The following is a 19,898-nucleotide window of genomic DNA, read 5'->3' as shown; positions in this document are numbered from 1 at the left end:
AAAATGAGCAACATCTATGCCGTGGTCCTGGCCGGGGGCAAAGGAGAGAGATTCTGGCCCAAAAGCCGGGAGAACAAACCCAAACAGCTGCTGGCCCTGGCCGGCCGGGACAGCATGCTGCAGGAGACCCTGGATCGGGTGGAGCCCCTGACCAGCCGGGAGAGGCAGTGGGTGGTGACCAGCGCCGACCTGATCGATCCCATCAGGCAGAGCGGGATAAGGGAAGTCAGGCTGATCGGCGAGCCGATGGGGCGCAATACCGCCCCGGCCATCGCGGTGGCGGCGGCCGAGATCTTCAAAGAAGACCCCTCCGGGGTGATGATGGTGCTGCCGTCCGATCACCATATAGTCGATGTCGAGATGTTCCGTCAGGTGCTGTTGCAGGGCGTGGAGCTGGCCGAAGAGGGCTACCTGGTCACCATCGGGCTCAAGCCCGACCGGCCCGAGACCGGCTACGGATACATCGAGCGGGGGGAGGTCCTGCCGAATTGCCGGATCCCCTGCTTCATGGTCAAAAGTTTCCGGGAGAAGCCGGATAGGGACACCGCCAACCGGTTCTTTCGCAGCGGGTATTTTTACTGGAACGGCGGGATCTTCATCTGGAGGGCGGCCGCCATCCTGCAGAGCTTCAAACAGCACCTGCCCAAACTCCACGGGCAGCTGATGGAGTGGCAGGCCCAGGGCGGCCTGGCGGCCGGCACTGAGAAGTTCTCCGAATTCTACCAGGCGGTGGAGAAGATATCCATCGACTACGGGATCATGGAAAAGGCCGACAAGGTGGCGGTGATCAAGGGGGAGTTCGGCTGGGACGACCTGGGATCTTGGGAGGCCCTGGAGAGGTTCCATCCCCGGGATGAGCGGGGCAACATAAAACTGGGCCAGGTGGAAATGCTGGATTGCCGGGACAATATCGCCCTGTGCGATGAGGGCCTGGTGGCGGCGGTGGGGGTCAACGACCTGATCATCGTCAAATCGGGGAACGCGGTGATGGTCTGCCCCCGGGCCCAGGCCCAGGAGGTAAGGAAACTGCTGGAGCAGGTAAGGGCCAACCAGGACCTTAAGGGATATCTATAAACAATTTTCATGGGCGAAGGAGGCTTGAATGAAGATCAAACATTTATCAATTGTCCTGATCCTGGCGGCTCTGGCGGGATGCTCCGCCCAAAAACCGGCGGTGCCGGAGCCGGTCAAGGAGCCGGTTGTCCAGGAGCCGGCCAAGGAGCCGTTCACCGAGGTCACCCCGGCCCCTCCGGCCCCGGAGGCCCCGGGGAGCCAGTATGTTGGCAGCAAGGGGGCGGTCCAGAGCGTCTGGGGCTGGAGGGTCCAGATATTCGCCTCGTCCACCCTGGAGAACGCCCGCAAGGTGGCCGAGGACGCCCGGTGGAAGTTCGGCGACCAACAGGTCTACGTCTCCGAGGCCGAGCCCTATTACAAGGTCCAGGTGGGAAACAACCTTACCCGCCAGGACGCCGATAATCTCAAGAGCCGGGCCAAGGCCCTGGGATATAAAGGGATCTTTGTGATAGAGGTCAACCTGGCCGAGTGAGCCGGATCCCAAAAATACTGCTGTTGGGCCTGGCGGCATCGCTTTTTTCAATGCCGCTGTGGGGGGCCAACCACCGCATCAGCAAGGCGGTGGACGCTCTGGGCAGGGATGTCTCCGGCGACCGCCAGGCGGTGACCATCGGGAAGCCGGCCGGCCATCCCCTGGTGGTGCAGATCACCGATGCCCGGGGCCGGCCGGTGGCCGGGGCCAGGGTGGTCTTCGTTCCGGTGGGGGAGGGCACCGCCCAGCTGGAACCCGATACGGCGGCCTCCGACCTCAAGGGCAATGCCATCTCCCGGATCATTCCCCATAAGCAGCTGGAGACCATCTACGTTCAGGCGCACCTGGCCGCCAACCCCAAAAAGGCGGTCACCTTTTCTTTCAACTCCTACCAGAACCACTGGTGGCTGATATCATTGCTGGGGGCCGTCGGCGGCCTGGTGCTCTTTATGTTCGGCATCAGATTCTGCTCCCGGGGTCTGCAGAAGGCCGCCGGCACCAAGCTGAAGCAGATGCTGTGGAGCCTGACCGACAACCGCTTTAAGGGCCTGGGGGTGGGGATACTGGTGACGGCCATCGTTCAATCATCCACCGCCACCACCGTGATGCTGGTGTCCCTGACCAACGCCGGACTGGTATCCTTAAGCCAGGTGCTGGGGGTGATCCTGGGGGCCGATATCGGGACCACCATCACCGTCCAGCTGATCGCCTTCAAACTGTCCGACTACTGCCTGGCCCTGGTGGTGGCGGGATTCCTGGCCATGATGATAGCCGGAAAGCGACCCTGGAGATATTATCCCCAGATAGTGTTCGGCTTCGGCCTTATTTTCTTCGGCATGAAGCTGACCGCCGATTCGCTGCTGCCCCTGAAATCCATGCCCTGGTTCCTGGCCCTGTTCGCCGGGATGGGCTCCCTCCCGCTGCTGGGGGTGCTGATCGGGGTGATGTTCACCCTGCTGGTGAGGTCCTCGGCCGTCACCATCGGGATAATGCTGACCCTGGCCTTTCAGGACCTGATAGCCCTGCCGGCCGCCATGCCCATAATCATCGGGGCCAACATCGGCACCTGCGGAGCGGCACTGATGGCGGCCTGGGGCGGCAATCAGGAATCGATCAAGGTGGCCTGGGGCCACACCATCTTCAAGGTCCTGGCCGGGATCGCAGCCCTGATCTTCATCGCTCCTTTTATAGCCTTGGTCCAGAGGTTCGGGGGCGATGCCGCCAGGCAGATAGCCAATGCCCACACCATTTTCAACGTCCTGGCCTCGCTGCTTTTTCTGCCCTGGCTTAAGCCCTTCGGAAAATTCCTCAACCAGATGATCCCGATGGTCTCCCCCGAGCAAAAAACATTTGCCCCAAAATATCTTGACGACCGGGCTCTGGAGACGCCCTCGCTGGCCATCGGCCAAGTATCCCAGGAGTTGCTGAGAATGGCCGACCTGGTCAGGGATATGCTGGTCCGCTCCTGTGAGGTTCTGGAGAAGAACGACATCTGCCTGAGAAACCAGCTGGTGGCCGACGACGACAAGGTGGACCTGCTGGAGGAGGCCATAACCCCCTTCGTGGTGAAGATAACCCAGGAGGACCTCTCCGGCGACCAGTCCAGCCGCGGGGTGGAGCTGCTGTATATCGTCAATGATATCGAGAATATCGGCGATGTCATCAGCAAGAACATCATGGGACATGCCGCCAAGAAGATCGAACAGCATCTGGCCTTTTCCGAGGGAGGGCTGGATGAGATCAGATCGCTCTACCGGGAAACCCTGGCCACCCTGGACCTGGCCATAGGGGCCCTGGCCTCCGGCGACTTGGAGCTGGCCAGAAATGCCCATAACCGCAAGGATCAGGTGCTGGCGCTGAAAAAGGAGCTTTACAAAAAGCACTTGGGAAGGCTGCAGGCGGGATTCAAGGAATCCCGGGAGACCAGCACCATGCATCTGGACCTGCTGAGCGATTTCGAACGGATAAATTTTCATGCCAGCCAGATAGGGGCCGCCCTGCTGGGCCGGGCCAAATAAAAACAAAAGGAGAGACCGATGGCAAAGCTCACCAATTATACCGAAAAGCTGGTAAAAGAGGAGCTGAAAAATGTATTGCTGGCCCGGGGCGACCTTTGCCACTGCCGCACCTGTCAGCTGGATATCATGGCCTTTGCCCTTAATAAGCTCCCATCCCACTATGTTGCCAGCGAGGGGGGGCATATACATACCATGGTCAACATGTCCACCTCACAGTTGAAGGTGCAGGTCATTGCCGCGCTGGTCAACGCCATAGGAGCCGTGGCCAAACATCCCCGCCACAACAGCAAGAAAGGGCTTAATACCGTATCCCGGCAATAAAGCCTCATTTATATTGGATTACGGTTAGGTTGACAATCGGCTGCTTTTCGGGTAACATTAGACCGGAATCATTCACACCATTGAGGATATAATGACCTATTTCAAAAGCTATAGTAGAAATACCATCGGTTTGGAGAAGGACTGGGGCGATCTGTTCGAACTGCTGTCCAGCCTGGACAGTTCCGAGATCGAGGCCTGGTTCGAGAGCCGGTCTCAGAGCGGGTTTGCCCTGGAGGAGTTCGTGCATTTTTTGAACAACCTGGAGCACGAGGAGGTTCAGGACTGGCTGTGGATGCACCGCCAGGAGTTTGCCTCGGTGCTGGCCCGCCCGTCGTTCAATTTCGACAACAGCCAGATCATCGATTCGGACGACCGCTGGCAGAAGGTGTTCTTCTTGTCGCCCAATAACCAGGGGGATATCAAGGAATGATCAAAAAGATCATCATATTGACGGGCTTTATTTTGGCCGCCGCCCTGCCGGTCCGGGCCGAGGACAGCGGGTTCTCTTTCCTGCGGGTGCCGGTCAAGGCCCTGCCGGCCTCACTGGGCGAGGCCACCGTGGCCATGGGTGGGGACGCCTCATGCATTTTGTACAATCCGGGGGCCCTGCCCTACTGCAATGCCAAAAAGATCTCGGCCGGATATGTCAACTATATTGCCGATATCCAGATCGGCAATGTCACTTATATACATCCCCTAAAGGAGAGATCCACCGCCGGACTGTCATTGTCCTACCTGAACAGCGGAGATATCAAACAGACCACTCTTTTAGATCCCACCGGAGCGGGGCTGGGGGATTTTAGCTACTCGTCCTTTGTCCTCCAGGCCAGTTATGGCCGGGAGCTGCTTAAGGATATTTACGCCGGCGCCAGCCTCAAGGGCATCTACGACCAGACCCTGGATTATTCGGCGGCCGGCGGGGCGGTCGACCTGGGCTGCATCTATCAGCTGGACCCGGCCACGGTGGCTCAAAAGATTTTTATGGCCAAAAAGAAACGGAACTACGGAACCAGCCTGAAACTGGGGTTGTCGGTCAACAACCTCGGAATGGCGGCCAAGGCTTTCGTCGCCACCAAGGAGAAGATGCCTTTGACGGTGCGGGCCGGAATGGAGTACCGGCCATTCTCCGACCGGCTGGTCATTTTGCTGGCCGGCAACAAGGCCGTCGACAATCCCTTTAAAATGAATTTCGGCACGGAGCTGAACTTTATGAAACATCTGTCCCTCAGGCTGGGATACAACGGGAGCCTGGGGAACATCCAGAACGGGTCGGATCTGGACGACTTTGCCGGCCTGGGCGCCGGCTTCGGCATCAGATACAAAAAATATTCCATAGACTATGCCTATACGCCTTTCCCCGGTCTGGGCCATCCCATGAGGCTGGATCTGTCGCTGGAGATCTAGAAGGTCCTGATCACGGGGCGGCTTTGACCGCCCGTTTTTTATTTAAACTTAACAAGGGAAGATCGGGTCGCATGAATGTAGACCTCATCAACGATCAACCGGAACACAGCGGAGCCGGGGTATATGCCTGGAATCTGCACCGGGCCTTAAAGGGCCAGCCCGGCATAAGATTTGTCCATTATAATTACCAGGGCGGCTCCTGTGATTTTTACGGCAAAAACGGCCTGGACAGCAGACTTAAGGCAGCTAAATCGGCCGCCAGGCCTCTTTTCTGGAAAAATTGCAGCCGGGCCTATGCCCACGGCGAAAACATCCATATCCTCAGCCAGAACCTATCCTTCCTCAAGCCCGGCAAAAGACGGATAATAACCTGCCTGGACCTGATCCCGCTTATAATGCCGGACTCGCTCCTGGAAAAATACTGGCGCCGGATATTATATTCGGGCCTAAAAAAAGCCGACCACATCATCTCCATCTCCCAGGCTACCAAGGATGACCTGGTCAGGATCTACCGGATAGATCCGGATAAGATCACGCCCGTCATGCTGGGGGTCTCCCCGGAATACCATCCCCGGGACAAGGCAGAATGCCGGCAGAAACTGGGCCTGGCGGTAGACGACAGGATAATACTTCATGTCGGGACCCCTGCCCCCCGGAAAAATTTCATCACGGTATTGAAGGCCTTCCGTCAACTGGCAAAGGTCCGAAAGGACGTCGTCCTGATAAAGGTGGGGCGGATATCGAAATCGGATCAGGTCTACCTGTCATCGAATGACCTTTCCGGCAGGGTCCTGGTCAGGGATAATATCCCAGGTGACGATCTGCCGTTTTATTACGCCGCCTCGGATATCCTGGCCTTTCCTTCGTTATACGAGGGATTCGGCCTGCCGGTGCTGGAAGCCATGGCCTCGGGCTGCCCGGTGATAACCTCCAACACCACCTCCCTGCCCGAAGTGGCCGGGGGTGCCGGGATAATGATCGATCCCACCGACCAGGAATCGCTGAAGAACAAGATTCTGGAGGTTCTGGAGAACGGCCAGTTGTCTGGGAAATTGACCCAAAAGGGACTGTCCCGGGCCAAAAGGTTCAGCTGGGGCAATACCGCGGAAGAGACCTTGGCGGTTTATAAAAAAGTCTTCGGATAAAAATATTTATTTTTTTCTTGACACAGGATATTATTAGGAGTATATTTCTAGTATAAATGGTCATACTCTGAAAAATAATGCTTGGAGCAAAACAATGAAAAAGATAGCGGTGGTCATCATTATGGCCTGTTTATTTGTAGCCGGTCACAATGCATGGGCCGGAACCTGGCGTGAGGCCAGCCAGGCCGATTTCGCCGACGGCGACTTCAACGCCAATGTTTTCACCTCCACCGACGGATCCGACAGCGGGTGTATTAAAACTGCCCCGGGTGCTCTTTATGACCTCAATAAGGATGGAAGGGCGGATCTGGTGATCTGTAACCTTGAGGGTTCCAGTACTTACATCTATTGGGGAAAACATGACTGGACCTATTCCAGCGATAGCTGCCAATATCTTCCATCCAATGGTTCAACGGGAAATTCCATTGACGACATTGACAGGGATGGCAATCTTGATATATTGATAAGTAATTTTTACGGGAGCTTTTCTACAATTTACTGGGGAAGTAAGAATGGTTTTACAAACGGCGACACAACGTTGCTTCAGACCTCTGGCGGGCACGGCAACTGCCTGGCTGATTTGAATCATGACGGTGCGCTTGATCTTCTGGTTTCGAGCATGTATAACACGGAGGTGTATATATTTTGGGGCAATAAACACAACCGGCGGAGTTTTAACAGAACAACCCTTGGCGGTTTTAGTTCATCTGATATAGCTGTGGCAGATTTGAATAAAGATGGCATTTTGGATATTGTGGTTCCAAATAAACAGGGTAGTTACCCCCCAGCAGGTGGGTTTACATTCAGTATTCCGTCGTACATCTATTATGGCCAGAAAATACAGGATTCCATATTTTATAATAATAATTCCAAGGACTCGCTGGAAACATACGGCACATACTGTGTTTCTATCGGTGATGTTGACAAGGACGGCTGGCTCGACATAGTATTCAGTAATCACCATAATGGATCAACCTACAATATCAATTCTTATATTTATTGGGGAAGTGCCACAGGATTTAAAACCAGGCCGCGAAAAGAGCTTGAAACCCATTCTGCCATTGGGAACACGATCGTAGATCTTGACCGGGATGGCGATAACGATATAATCTTTGCCAATTGGTATAACGATGTGTCGCACAAGATCAATTCATATGTTTATTGGGGGCCAAATTTTACCTCTCGAACCGAACTTCCCACCAACGGGGCCCATGGCGCACTGGTGGGAAAAATATCAAATAATAGCGTCAATGACGTTTTGATCACCAACAGTTACGGGGGATGGAGTTACATTTTTCACGGTGTTTCTAAAACAGGGTATCTAAGTTACGATTCCCTTCCTTCTTCCTATGGCCATATTTCCACAAAAGATAATGGCAATGTTCACAATAAAGGCGATACCGAGATATACGGGTCTTCGGTATTCGGTGACGGCCTGAATATTTATGAATGGGGAAGTGTAAATTGGACAGCCCAAGCACCAGACAGCACCGGTTTGTCAGTTTCACTAAGATCCGGGAATACAACCGATCCGGAAGACGGAAGCTGGTCGATGTGGATGGATGTTGCTGCAAAGGGAGCCAAGACCAGCATTCCTAATTCCAAATATGTACAATATAAGCTGACATCCACTGCAAATAAATATTTTGAATCACCGGTTATAGAAGAAGTGTCGATAGATTACACCTTGGCTTCGGGTATCTCAGGTTTATTTAACAACAATAATGACAGGATAGAATTTAATTTGCTGCCCAATTTTAAAGGAGCAAATATAAAATACAATCTTAATAGCAGCCAAAAAGTCAAAATTGCCATTTATAATATCACGGGGCGGTTGATAAAATTAATATGTGATGAAGTTAAACCAGCCGGTAGCCATGCAATAAAATGGGAGGGGATAAACGCTGGGCAAAACAAAGTATCTGCGGGAATTTATATTTGCAGAATGAGCATTGCCAATAAAACATACACAAAAACAATACCATTCATAAAATAAGGTCAGTTATGAGTGAAAAAGGCATGCTTTTGCGGCATGCCTTTTTTATTGACGTAAGTTGTTGTATTATGATATTATTGCAAACGATTATGATATTAGGTGAATATGTCCGTTGATGCAAGAAAAGAGTTGATAGAAAGCGAAGCACAATCCAGGGAATATAATGCTTCGAAGTATTCAGACTGGGTTGGAGATATTCTATCTTATGCTGCCGGTGATATCCTTGATCTGGGCAGCGGTGATGGAGCATTTAGCATTCCCTTAATTAAAAAAGGCTTAAACGTCATTTCAGCGGACCTGTCGCATACAAGATTAAAAAAAATAAAATCGATCAATCGAAGGCTGGCTGAATGTGACGCATTGGTCCTGCCATTTAAGGATAATTCTTTTGATACGATATTATTCGTTGAGGTCCTGGAGCATCTGCCAAACAAACAGGCCCAGGAGGAGGCGTTAAGAGAATTCATCAGGATTCTTAAGCCCAACGGACGGCTGGTCCTGACAACGCCCAATAAGGTGGTTTATAAGTATGTCGTCCAGCTTTGGTCCTGGTTCGGCGGGAAGTCCCCTGATCCGACACATTATACGGAATTATCTCTGACGGAACTGATGGAGATCTGTGACAAATATTTCAACATCATCCATGTTAGAGGGAAGCTGGGCTTTATTCCAATCAGAGCCCTGCAAAGATATTTTTCCAAACGCCCGGGGTTTTGTTATGATATACTGGTCGTGGCTGAGCCGAGATCAAGTAAATAATTGTACGACGTATGATGTTAATAGAAAAAAAGACATTAAGATTTCTGTCAAAAGCAATAGGCTTGCTTTTGGTCTCAATAATCATAATTTACCTGAGTCGGAAACTATATTTTACTTGGAATGATATCCCTTTTGATAAAATAAAACTTAACTATATTCTTGTCCTTCTTTCTTTTGTCGGGCTGGCCGGCTCCTTTTTCTGCTCGGTAATAGCCTGGCAGCATATCTTAAAGGCTCTGGGCGGCGGTATGGGATTTCGCAAGTCCTGGTGGGTTATAACCGGCTCTTATTTGGCAAAATATATACCAGGGCACATCTGGTCGATAGGTGGAAGGGTTTATTTATGCAAAGCCGAAGGGATTTCAGAGAAGATCAGCGGTACGGCAATGATCTTGGAAATGACGGCCCTGTTATTAGGTTCTCTGACCGCCTTTTGCTTCAGCTTGCCGTTTCTAATAAAACACGGCCTGCCTTTTTGGATATGGTATCTGCTGATTCCGATCCCTTTTGCCCTGGCAGTGTTTTTTTCACCACTTTTGCCAATCTCTTTAAAATGGCTGGCCAGCAGGTTCTTGAAAAAGGAGATCAAGCTTGAAATAAAACAAGCCCACCTTTTCAAGGCTTTTTGCTTGTTCGCCATATCCGCTATCATTCAGGGAGGCGCGTTCTTCTTGTTGATACGATCTTTCTATAGCATCGAGTATCGGTTGCTTCCCGATATCATCGGCATATACAACGGTTCTTGGGCGGTGGGTTTCTTAAGCTTTATTGCGCCTGGAGGGCTTGGCGTACGGGAAGGGGCCTTGACGGTTCTTTCTAAGTTTTATATGCCGCTACCGATTGCTATTATTCTTTCCGCTCTGGCAAGATTGTGGATGACCCTGTTCGAGATAATTATGGCTCTTATTGGATTGAAATTTAGAAAACAATAATAAAGTAAACCACTATGAAGAAAAAACAATTAAAAGACGCTATAAAAGAAACACCCAAAGACATTCATTATAGCGATATATTTGATAAACCCTGGACGGCATTATTGATAATGACAATATTTGCCGGAGTACTGTTCGGCAAGGGTCTTTTATCCAATTTTATGGTTTTTGGCACCGATTTCGTAGCCGGTGCTTTTATGAGCCGTAGTTTTGCCGCTCATGTCATAAACAATTTGCACCAATTTCCGCTATGGTACCCCGATGTTTTTGGTGGCTTGCCTTATGTGGATGCTGTGGCGGGAGATCTTTTTTATCCAACGTCGCTGATTTTAAGATTTTTTATGCCGGCCCATCAGATGACAGCCTGGAACTATTTCATCCATGTCTGCCTGGCCGGGTTCGGGACCTACCTATTCCTGCGCAGCCTCAGGTTCTCCGGCACGGCCTCATTCCTGTCCGGCATCGCCTATATGTTCACCGGGGCCATGGTCAGCCTGATATATGCCGGCCACGACGGGAAGATCATCGTATCCAGTCTGCTGCCCTGGCTGCTGCTGTTCATCTACAGATCGATAGAGTCGGATGTCTGGAAGAAATGGCTGCTGTGGTCGCTATGCTCGGCGCTGGTGATAGGTTTGGCACTGCTTTCCCCCCACGTCCAGATGACCTATTACCTGCTGATCACCGGGTTCTTCTTTGCTGTGGCAAGATTGTACTCCAGGCACCAGAACGGCCTGCCGTTGAAAAAAGTTTTATCGTCCGGCCTGATCAGGGGTGCGATAATCCTTGGTTTTGGTTTTTCCCTGTATGCCGTGCAGGCCATTCCCTTGAACCATTACCTGAAATTCTCCCCCCGGGGACAGGACAAGGGATACCAATTCGCCACCTCATATTCCATGCCGCCGGAGGAGATAGTCAATATCGTCTGGCCGGAGTTCTCCGGCATGATAGACAAGAACTCCGAGCAGGGACCGACCCATTGGTATTGGGGCAGGAGGGACCTTAAACTTCATACCGAATTCCTCGGGGTCATTCCGTTCTTGCTGGCCCTGCTGGGATTGTTATACAGCAGAAGAAAGAAATTGAAGATATTCTTCCTGGGCCTGGGGGGCTTTGCCTTAATTGTTGCTTTTGGCGGATTCACTCCGCTGTATTACCTGATCTATTATCTTGTACCGGGCATGGCCAAATTCCGCAGTCCGGCCATGATATTCAATGTGTTTTCCTTTGCCACCGTGGTCCTGATGGCAATGGGCATTCAGTCCCTGATTAACGGGGAGTATAAGGAGAAAATGCATAATGGGCTGTTGGTCGCCCTGGGAATGGTGTTGCTTTTCGGCATCATGTTCTCTGCGGCCAAGGATGGAATGACCTCCCTGCTCTCCGCATTTGCCGCCAAGGGATGGGGCGCCCAGGCCCTGTGGCAGGGCTTTCCCGAGATGGTCGGGGGCTTCTGGATCGCCTACGCCTTCCTGGCTGCCGGCGCCATCCTTACGGTGCTGCTGACCAGAAAACGACTGCCCTTCAGGTGGTGGTCAATTGCAATTGCGTTGTTGATCTTCCTCGAGCTATGGCGGGTTGATGCCAAATTCATCAAGATCGTAGCCGGGCCGGAGGAATATTTCGCCAAGGATGAGGTGGTCCGGACCCTGGAGAAAGACGCCGGCATCCACCGGACCTGGCCCCTGCAGGTTCACCAGCAGGGCAACTACCTCTCGCTGTTCGGGGTGCAGACGGTGGGGGGGGAGCATCCCAACCCCCTGAAACGGTACGGCGAATTCGTGGGCACCGATCCCAAAAGGCTGCTTCCCGACTTCCACAATCTCTTCCAGGCGCCGGCATTTCTCAACATCCTCAACGTAAAATATCTGCTGATGCAGCAGCCGGTGAACCATCCCAGCTTCGTGCTGGCCGATTCCTGTTATAACGGACGGGTGAAGATATTCAAAAATCAGGCCGTCCTCCCCCGGGCCTGGATAGTGGGTCGTTATGAAAATATTGCCCAGGGCGACGGCATTCTGGACCGGATGAAACAACCGGATTTCGACCCCTCGAAATCGGTCATATTGGAGGAGGATCCGGCTGATTTTATTCCCTCGGAAAATGTGGCCGGCCAGGTGGTCATCGATTCCTACCAGCCCAATCAAGTGCTGATGACCGCCGAGGCCGACAAGCCCGGCATCCTGGTCTTCAGCGACAACCACTACCCGGCCTGGCAGGCCTTCATCGACGGGTCTCCGGCCAGGGTTTTCCGGGCCAATTACACCTTTCGGGCGGTCCCGGTCCCGGCGGGAAGGCACCGGATTGAATTCAAATACCATTCGAAATATTTCATATTAGGGTTAACAATCAGCATAATTTCTGCTATAATGATCCTTTCCGGGATAACAGCATTGGCGATCATTGGGAGAAAGAAATGAATTGTCTGGTGATCATTCCGACCTACAACGAAAAAGGTAACATCACCCCGATCATCGAGCAGATATTGTCGATCGATCCGATCATCAGCGTGCTGATCATTGACGACAATTCGCCGGACGGCACCGGCCAGATCGTCGATGATATCGCGGCCCGAAACCCCAGGGTCCAGGCGATCCACCGGCCGGGCAAGATGGGCCTGGGCACCGCCTACGTCACCGGTTTCAAGTGGGCGCTGGAGCACAAATGCGATCTGGTCTGCGAGATGGACGCCGACTTCTCCCACCCGCCCAAGACCCTGGCGGTCTTCCTGGAGAAGATCAAGGAATACGATCTGGTGATCGGCTCCCGCTACCTGAACGGGGTGAACGTGGTCAACTGGCCCCTTAAGAGGCTGCTGCTGTCCTACTTCGCCAACATATACGCCCGGATCATTACCGGGGTGCCGGTGCGGGACCTGACCAGCGGATTCAAATGCTACCGCCGCCGGGTGCTGGAGGCCATCAACCTGGACCGGATAAAATCCAACGGTTATGCCTTCCAGATAGAGATGCATTTCAACGCCTATTACAAGAAATTCAAGGTGGTGGAGGTGCCCATCATCTTCGAGGAGCGCAAAGTGGGGCAGTCCAAGATGTCCCGGAAGATCATCTACGAGGCGGTCTGGATGGTATGGCGCCTGCAGCTGATTCGCCTGTTGGGCCGCTTATAACCAGCACAGCTTTTAGACAATATTTTAGAGACGGAAACATTCGTCTCTATTTTCTTTAGGGATGAAAATGATCGAACTGAGCGTAATAATAGTCAACCGGAACGTCCGGGAGCTGCTGAAACAGTGCCTGCAATCGGTCCGCTCCCAGTGGCCCTGGCCGGACAAGGGGCTGGAACTGATCGTTGTGGACAACGCCTCCAGCGACGGCAGCGCTGAAGCAATATCGGCAGGTTTCCCCGATGTCAAATTGATCAAGAACCCCGATAATCGCGGTTTTGGGCGGGCCTGCAATCAGGGGATGGCTGTTTCCTCCGGGCGTTACCTGATGATCCTCAATCCCGATACGGTCATAAGAAAGGGCCTGTTTCAATCTTTGATAGAATTCATGGATCACACCCCGAAGGCGGGACTGGCCGGCCCCAAGGTTCTGAATGAAGATGGGACTCTTCAGCCGACATTCCGAAGATTTCCCACTTACGGCAATATTCTTTTTGCCCGAAAATCCCCTTTATCGTCACTCTGGGCGGACAACCCGGGTTCTAAAAAATACCTGCAGCAGGACATCTCTCTGGACCAGCCCCGCAGAGTGGAGGCCCTGGGCGGGGTCTGCATGATAATGCGCAGGGAGATGCTTGACGATGTCGGTCCGTTCGACGAAAATATATTCATGTACCTGGAGGATACCGACCTGTGCTACCGGGCACATCTGAAGGGCTGGGAGAGCTGGGTGGTGCCGCGGGCCGAGCTGATCCATTACTGGGGGAAGAGCACCGAACAGGAAAAACGAAAAATGGCCGAGGAGCACCGCCGATCGTTATATTATTATTTCGGTAAACATTATGATCCGTCCTTCATTCAGAGGGCCTATCTGAAGGCCGGGCTGTCCCTACATAAACTTTTTGATTAAGAAAGGCGTCATCCCATGAGGCTCCAGGCATTGGCTAAAAAATTCGACCCGGCGGAGTATTTCCGGGAATTCGATTTCAAGGACTATCTAAAATTTGACCTTACCAGCTTTAAGGGCGATCTCTCCGGGGGGCTGACCTCGGCCATAGTGGCCCTGCCGCTGGCCCTGGGGTTCGGCATCCTGGCCACCAACGGCGATCCCAGCGGGGCGGTGGCCGGGCTTTACGGTGCGGTGTTCACCGGAATATTCGCCTCGCTGTTCGGCGGCACGCCGCAGCAGATCACCGGGCCCACCGGCGGGATGACGGTGATCCTGACCCAGATATTCGTGCAGTTCCACGACATCAACGCCCTGCTGCTGGCCTGCCTGATCGCCGGGATCCTGCAGATAGCCATGGGACTGTTCAAGCTGGGCAAGTTCGTCAGCTTCATCCCCCAGCCGGTGATCTCCGGCTTCACCAACGGCATCGCCATCCTGATCTTCAGCCAGCAGTTGAAAACCTTTTTCAGCGCCCCGCTGGTGGCCCTGATCACCATAGCATTCATAATAATCGTCCCTTTGATCAACCGATCGCTTCCCAAACTGTTTCTGGGCCTTTTGTTCGGGTCATTGATCACCTTTTTCCTGGGGGACCGGATCGGGGCCTTTTTGTACAGCTTCGACTGGAAAAGCTTGGCTTTTATAAGATCGCCGGCCATCGGAATCGTCGGCAGCATTCCCAACGTCCTGCAGCTTCCCGCCTGGCCCAACGCCAGCTGGGCCAGCTGGCACCGGGCCATCCCGGCCGGGTTCGCCATCGCCATGCTGGGGTACCTGGAGACCCTGCTGGCCAGCGTGGTGGTGGACAGCGTCACCAACACCGAGCATAACAGCAACCGGGAGCTGGTGGGGCAGGGCATCGGCAATTCGGCGGCCGCCCTGTTCGGCGGGATAGCCGGCACCGGAGCCATAGTCCGGACCATGATCAACATCCGTTCCGGGGGAAAGACCAAGCTGTCCGGAGTGATCTGCGGGCTGATCCTGGTGGTTGTTATCCTGTCCCTGGCTCCCGTTGCCGCCAGGATACCGCTGGCGGCCCTCAGCGGGGTGCTGATGATGGCGGCCGTCGGCATGTTCGAGTGGGAGCCGATAAAAATACTGCCCAAGACACCGCTGGCCGATTCCCTGGTCTTTGTCACCACCATGCTGGTGACGGTCTTTGCCGATCTGATCTCCGCCGTTCTGATAGGCATGCTGATGGCCACCTTCCTGTTCATCAACCGGGTGAGCCAGCTGGGCATCATCCCGGCTTTGGAACGGGATCTGTCATCCATCTCCGAAGATACCAAAAAGATCATGCAGCGGCACAAGATATCGGTGTTCGGGATCGAGGGCCCGCTGTTCTTCGGTGCGGTTCGAAGCTTTTCCAAAGCGATCACCAATGCCATGCCGGACACCCTGATCCTGGACATGAAGGGGGTCTCCATAGTGGACGCCTCCGGGGCCCAGGCGGTGGAGAGCATCATCCAGAAAATGAGGGGCAGAAAAAAGAGGGTGCTGATATCCGGGATGCGCCCGGAGGTCAGGAAGATCCTGCACGAGCTGGAGATCATCCAGAACGTTGGCGCCGATAGCTTCCCCGACGACCTGGAGAAGGCCATAGATTACGCCGTTTCCCTGGCCGAGAACCGCCAGCCGAACCTGTCCGATTATTTAAAAAGCGACCTGATAATGCTGGAAGCCGAGGTGTCGGACAAGAAGCAATTGTTCGAAAAGGCGGTCGATCTGGCGGTAGAAAAGGGATACGTATTCGACCGGGAGGCGTTCCTGGAAAGCCTGTGGCACCGGGAGCAGGATTCGCCCACCACCCTGGGGCAGGGGGTCGCCATACCGCATTCCCGGTCCGGAGCGGCCACCGACGAGGTGGTGATCATCTATATATCGCTCAAGAGACCCATACCGGGTTATGTCTGCGACGACCGCCAGCCGGTCAAGATCGTTCTGATGATCTCGGCCGGGGAGAATATCCAGGGGTATCTGAAGGTGCTTAAACTGATAGGTCAGGCCATGGGCCGGGAATCCGTCCGCCAGCAGTTGAAACAGGCCGATTCTCCTGGTAAGGTGATGGATGTTTTTCACAGCGTCATGGAATAAGTACAAACTGTAAACAACAGGGGACCGGTCAAAAGGCCGTTCCCCTTCTTATTTGCTTGCAAAATCACCAAAATTATGTTAAATTTGCTTGGATAAGTGTTTAAATTTTAAGAATGTTATAAGATATTATGTTCGGGAAGATACTGACACAATTGTTCGGCAGCAAGTATGAACGGGATGCCAAAAAACTCCAGCCCAGGATCGATGAGATCAACCGGTATTTTGAGGAATATAAAAACCTCTCGGAGTCCGATCTTCAGGGTAAAACATCCGAGTTCAAGGCTAGGATCGCCCAGGAACGCCAGCAGGGGCGGGAAGACCAGGAGATCCTGAACGACCTGCTGCCCGAGGCCTTCGCCGCGGTCAAGGAGGCCTGCCGCCGCCATACGGGTAAAAGCTGGACGGTGGTGGGCATGGAGCTTCCCTGGGAGATGGTGCCCTTCGACGTCCAGCTGCTGGGCGGCATAGTCCTGCACCAGGGCAAGATCGCCGAGATGGCCACTGGCGAGGGCAAGACCCTGGTGGCCACCATGCCGGTCTACCTGAACGCCCTAAGCGGGCGCGGGGTGCACCTGGTGACGGTCAACAACTACCTGGCCCGGCGCGACAGCCAGTGGATGGGCCAGATCTACCGATACCTGGGCCTGACGGTGGGCTGCCTGGACGACACCGAGCCCGGCACTCAGGAGCGCCGGGACGCCTACCAGTGCGACATCGTCTACGGCACCAACAACGAATTCGGCTTTGATTACCTGCGGGACAACATGGCTGGCAGCCTGGAGCAGTGCGTCCAGCGGGAGCATTATTACGCCATCATCGACGAGGTGGATTCCATCCTGGTCGACGAGGCCCGCACCCCGCTGATCATCTCCGGTCCGGTGGAGCACTCCACCCACCGCTACGACCAGCTGAAGCGGCCGGTGGAACGACTGGTGGAGAGCCAGATCCTGCTGGTCAACCGAATCACCGCCGAGGCCGAGAAACTGCTGGCCGAGGGCGAGGAGTACCAGGCCGGCATCAAGCTGCTGCAGGCCTACCGGGGCGGGCCCAAGAACAAGAAGCTCTCCAAGCTGCTGCAGGACGGCAAGAACAAGCGGCTGATGCAGGAGGTGGAGAACGACTACATCCGGGACAAGAAGATGTGGGAGCTGGACGAGCCGCTGTTCTACTCCATCGACGAGAAATCGCACGTGGTGGACCTGACCGAGAAGGGGCGCCAGACCATTTCCCCCAAGGAGCCGGAGCTGTTCATCATCCCCGACATGTCCGAGGAGATGCATCGCATCAACAGCGACGAATCATTGAGCGAGGCCCAGAAGGCCGAGGCCCGGATCAAGCTGGAGCTGACCTTCTCCGAGCGGTCGGAGAAGAACCAGAACATCGGACAGCTGCTGCGGGCCTATTCCCTGTTCGAGAAGGACGTGGAATACGTGGTCAGCGACGGCAAGGTGCTGATAGTGGACGAGTTCACCGGGAGGATCCTGGCGGGCCGGAGATATTCCGACGGCCTGCACCAGGCCATCGAGGCCAAGGAGAACGTGGCCATCGAGCGGGAGACCCAGACCCTGGCCACCGTCACCATCCAGAACTATTTCCGGATGTATGCCAAGCTGGCCGGCATGACCGGCACCGCCGAGACCGAGGCCTCGGAGTTCTTCGAGATCTACAAGCTGGACGTGGCGGTGGTGCCCACCAACAAGCCCATCCGGCGCTCCGACTACGACGACGTCATCTACCGGACCCGGCGCGAAAAATACAACGCCGTCATCGACGAGATCGAGCAGATGCACCTGGCCGGCCGTCCGGTGCTGGTGGGCACGGTGTCGGTGGAGGTCTCGGAGACCCTCTCCCGGATGCTGGCCCGCAAGGGCATCGATCACAAGGTGCTCAACGCCAAGCACCACCAGAAAGAGGCCGAGATCGTCACCAATGCCGGGCAGCCCAAGGCGGTGACCATCGCCACCAACATGGCCGGGCGGGGCACCGACATCAAGCTGGGCCCGGGGGTGGTCAAGAGCCCGCACTGCCGGTTGGTCAGCGATGACGGCTCCCCGGAGCAATGCCCCCATTACGAAACGCTCAAGTGCCGGGAGAAGGTCCCCTGCGGACTGCACATCATCGGCACCGAACGGCACGAATCGCGCCGCATAGACCGGCAGCTGAGGGGCCGGGCCGGGCGGCAGGGCGATCCCGGATCGTCCCGCTTCTTCCTGGCGCTGGAGGACGACCTGATGCGGCTGTTCGGATCGGAGCGCATCGCCGGGGTGATGGAGAAGCTGGGGGCCGAGGAGGGCGAGGTGCTCACCCATCCCCTGCTGACCCGCCAGATCGGCACCGCTCAAAAACGGGTGGAGGGCCACAATTTCGACATCCGCAAGCACCTGCTGGAATACGACGACATCATGAACCGGCAGCGCGAGGCCATCTACCAGATAAGGCACGAGGCCCTGACCGACGAGAACCTCCAGGATAAGATCGCCGAGATGATGGACCGGGTGGTGGATGCCATCCTGGCCGCCGATACCGATGAAAAGGAATATCCCGAGAACTGGAACTGGGGCGGCATCAAGGACGAACTGCGCCGGCATTTTCTGATGGACCTTTCGGTCTCCCAGGACCAGTATCACGGGATGACCATAGATTCGCTGGAGAAATACCTCAAAGAAGCGGTCCGGGAGCGATACCGGCAGAAGGAGGAGAGTCTGGGGTCCGAACTGATGAGGCGGATCGAGCACTTTGCCCTGCTGCAGACCATAGACGAGAAGTGGCGGGAGCATCTGAGCAACCTGGACGCCATCAAGGAGGGCATCGGCCTGAGGGCCTACGGGCAGAAGGATCCCCTGATAGAGTACAAGAAGGAAAGCTATATCATGTTCATGGAGCTGAATAATACCATCGATTCGGCCACCATCGAACTGCTGTTCAAGGCCCATCCGGTGAACGTGGCGCCGCCCCAGTCAAGGCCTGTGGCCATGACCGCCTTCAAGCCGGAATTGGCCGCGCCAAAGGCGGCCGGGCCGATCGAGGACGGCAGCCAGGCCCCGGCCGCCCGGAGAATGATCCCCCGCGACGAAGAGGGCCGGCCCAAACAGGCCCCGGTGGTCAAGTCCGGCCCGGACGTGGGGCGCAACGACCCCTGCCCCTGCGGCAGCGGGAAGAAGTACAAGAAGTGCTGCGGCGTGGGGAAATAATGGAACACGGATTCAAAGGATGAAACTGATTTACGCGGATAGGTAAAGAGGAAATGGTGCAGTACAGAGAACATAATGAAACGGATAAAAGAACCAACTTGTTGTTGCTTTTATTCGCCCTTATTTTGATTGCGGTTGGCGGTGCTTATTTGGCGCCATTAAAGTGGCCATTCGGACTTGTAATATTTCTTGGTTTCATCGCTATGCTATTGTTGGTGCTTGCCAAATGGCAGACAAATAAATTCGGGTACCGGTGTCCTGCCTGCACTCATGAGTTTGACATCAAAATGATAAATGCTTTTCTGACACCGCATGTATGGGGAAAGAAATATTTAAAGTGCCCTGAATGCTATAAATCACAGTGGGCGATTGAAATCATAAAAATTAAATAGATCAATGCTTTTGTAAATTTTGAA

16 protein-coding genes are annotated in these 19,898 nt (G+C 54.4%); all 16 read left to right on the top strand.

Annotated features, from left to right (window positions below; genetic code table 11):
- Positions 1-3 precede the first annotated feature (3 nt).
- Positions 4-1,074 (top strand): hypothetical protein, encoded by a 1,071-nt coding sequence (locus tag A2273_01345; protein ID OGF06878.1) that lies wholly within the window; start codon positions 4-6, stop codon positions 1,072-1,074.
- 28 nt (positions 1,075-1,102) lie between these two features.
- Complete coding sequence (locus A2273_01340; GenBank protein OGF06877.1) at positions 1,103-1,546, top strand: hypothetical protein; 444 nt, start codon at positions 1,103-1,105, stop codon at positions 1,544-1,546.
- On the top strand, positions 1,543-3,564 hold the full coding sequence (locus tag A2273_01335) for a hypothetical protein (GenBank protein ID OGF06876.1): 2,022 nt from the start codon (positions 1,543-1,545) through the stop codon (positions 3,562-3,564). Before A2273_01340 ends, A2273_01335 begins: the two co-directional genes overlap by 4 nt.
- An 18-nt stretch (positions 3,565-3,582) precedes the next feature.
- Positions 3,583-3,885 (top strand): hypothetical protein, encoded by a 303-nt coding sequence (locus A2273_01330; protein OGF06875.1) that lies wholly within the window; start codon positions 3,583-3,585, stop codon positions 3,883-3,885.
- A 91-nt stretch (positions 3,886-3,976) separates the two neighbouring features.
- A complete protein-coding gene (locus A2273_01325) occupies positions 3,977-4,315 on the top strand; it encodes a hypothetical protein (protein OGF06874.1) in 339 nt (112 codons plus the stop codon).
- Positions 4,312-5,289, top strand: a complete 978-nt coding sequence (locus tag A2273_01320) for a hypothetical protein (protein OGF06873.1) — start codon at positions 4,312-4,314, stop codon at positions 5,287-5,289. The genes A2273_01325 and A2273_01320 overlap by 4 nt, the downstream gene beginning before the upstream one ends.
- Before the next feature lie 71 nt (positions 5,290-5,360).
- Positions 5,361-6,434, top strand: a complete 1,074-nt coding sequence (locus A2273_01315; GenBank protein OGF06872.1) for a hypothetical protein — start codon at positions 5,361-5,363, stop codon at positions 6,432-6,434.
- A 94-nt stretch (positions 6,435-6,528) separates the two neighbouring features.
- Positions 6,529-8,430: a hypothetical protein gene (locus tag A2273_01310; protein OGF06871.1), complete on the top strand. Its 1,902-nt coding sequence runs from the start codon at positions 6,529-6,531 to the stop codon at positions 8,428-8,430.
- A gap of 105 nt (positions 8,431-8,535) precedes the next feature.
- Positions 8,536-9,189, top strand: a complete 654-nt coding sequence (locus A2273_01305; GenBank protein ID OGF06870.1) for a hypothetical protein — start codon at positions 8,536-8,538, stop codon at positions 9,187-9,189.
- Positions 9,190-9,200: 11 nt separating this feature from the next.
- Positions 9,201-10,121 carry a hypothetical protein gene (locus A2273_01300; GenBank protein ID OGF06869.1) on the top strand — a complete coding sequence of 307 codons (921 nt, stop codon included), beginning with the start codon at positions 9,201-9,203 and terminating at the stop codon, positions 10,119-10,121.
- Between the two features lie 341 nt (positions 10,122-10,462).
- The gene (locus tag A2273_01295) at positions 10,463-12,541 is read left to right on the top strand and encodes a hypothetical protein (GenBank protein OGF06868.1); all 2,079 of its coding nucleotides are present in this window, start codon (positions 10,463-10,465) and stop codon (positions 12,539-12,541) included.
- Positions 12,538-13,251, top strand: a complete 714-nt coding sequence (locus A2273_01290) for a dolichyl-phosphate beta-D-mannosyltransferase (GenBank protein OGF06867.1) — start codon at positions 12,538-12,540, stop codon at positions 13,249-13,251. The genes A2273_01295 and A2273_01290 overlap by 4 nt, the downstream gene beginning before the upstream one ends.
- A 61-nt stretch (positions 13,252-13,312) precedes the next feature.
- A complete protein-coding gene (locus tag A2273_01285) occupies positions 13,313-14,158 on the top strand; it encodes a hypothetical protein (protein ID OGF06866.1) in 846 nt (281 codons plus the stop codon).
- Between the two features lie 15 nt (positions 14,159-14,173).
- A complete protein-coding gene (locus tag A2273_01280) occupies positions 14,174-16,291 on the top strand; it encodes a hypothetical protein (GenBank protein ID OGF06865.1) in 2,118 nt (705 codons plus the stop codon).
- Positions 16,292-16,419: 128 nt separating this feature from the next.
- The gene (locus A2273_01275; protein OGF06864.1) at positions 16,420-19,482 is read left to right on the top strand and encodes a preprotein translocase subunit SecA; all 3,063 of its coding nucleotides are present in this window, start codon (positions 16,420-16,422) and stop codon (positions 19,480-19,482) included.
- A gap of 53 nt (positions 19,483-19,535) precedes the next feature.
- The gene (locus A2273_01270) at positions 19,536-19,874 is read left to right on the top strand and encodes a hypothetical protein (GenBank protein ID OGF06863.1); all 339 of its coding nucleotides are present in this window, start codon (positions 19,536-19,538) and stop codon (positions 19,872-19,874) included.
- The last annotated feature ends 24 nt before the right edge of the window (positions 19,875-19,898 follow it).

This window comes from Candidatus Edwardsbacteria bacterium RifOxyA12_full_54_48 (genome assembly GCA_001777915.1).
GTDB lineage: Bacteria > Edwardsbacteria > AC1 > AC1 > EtOH8 > UBA2226.
This window is presented reverse-complemented; position numbering and strand designations above follow the sequence as displayed.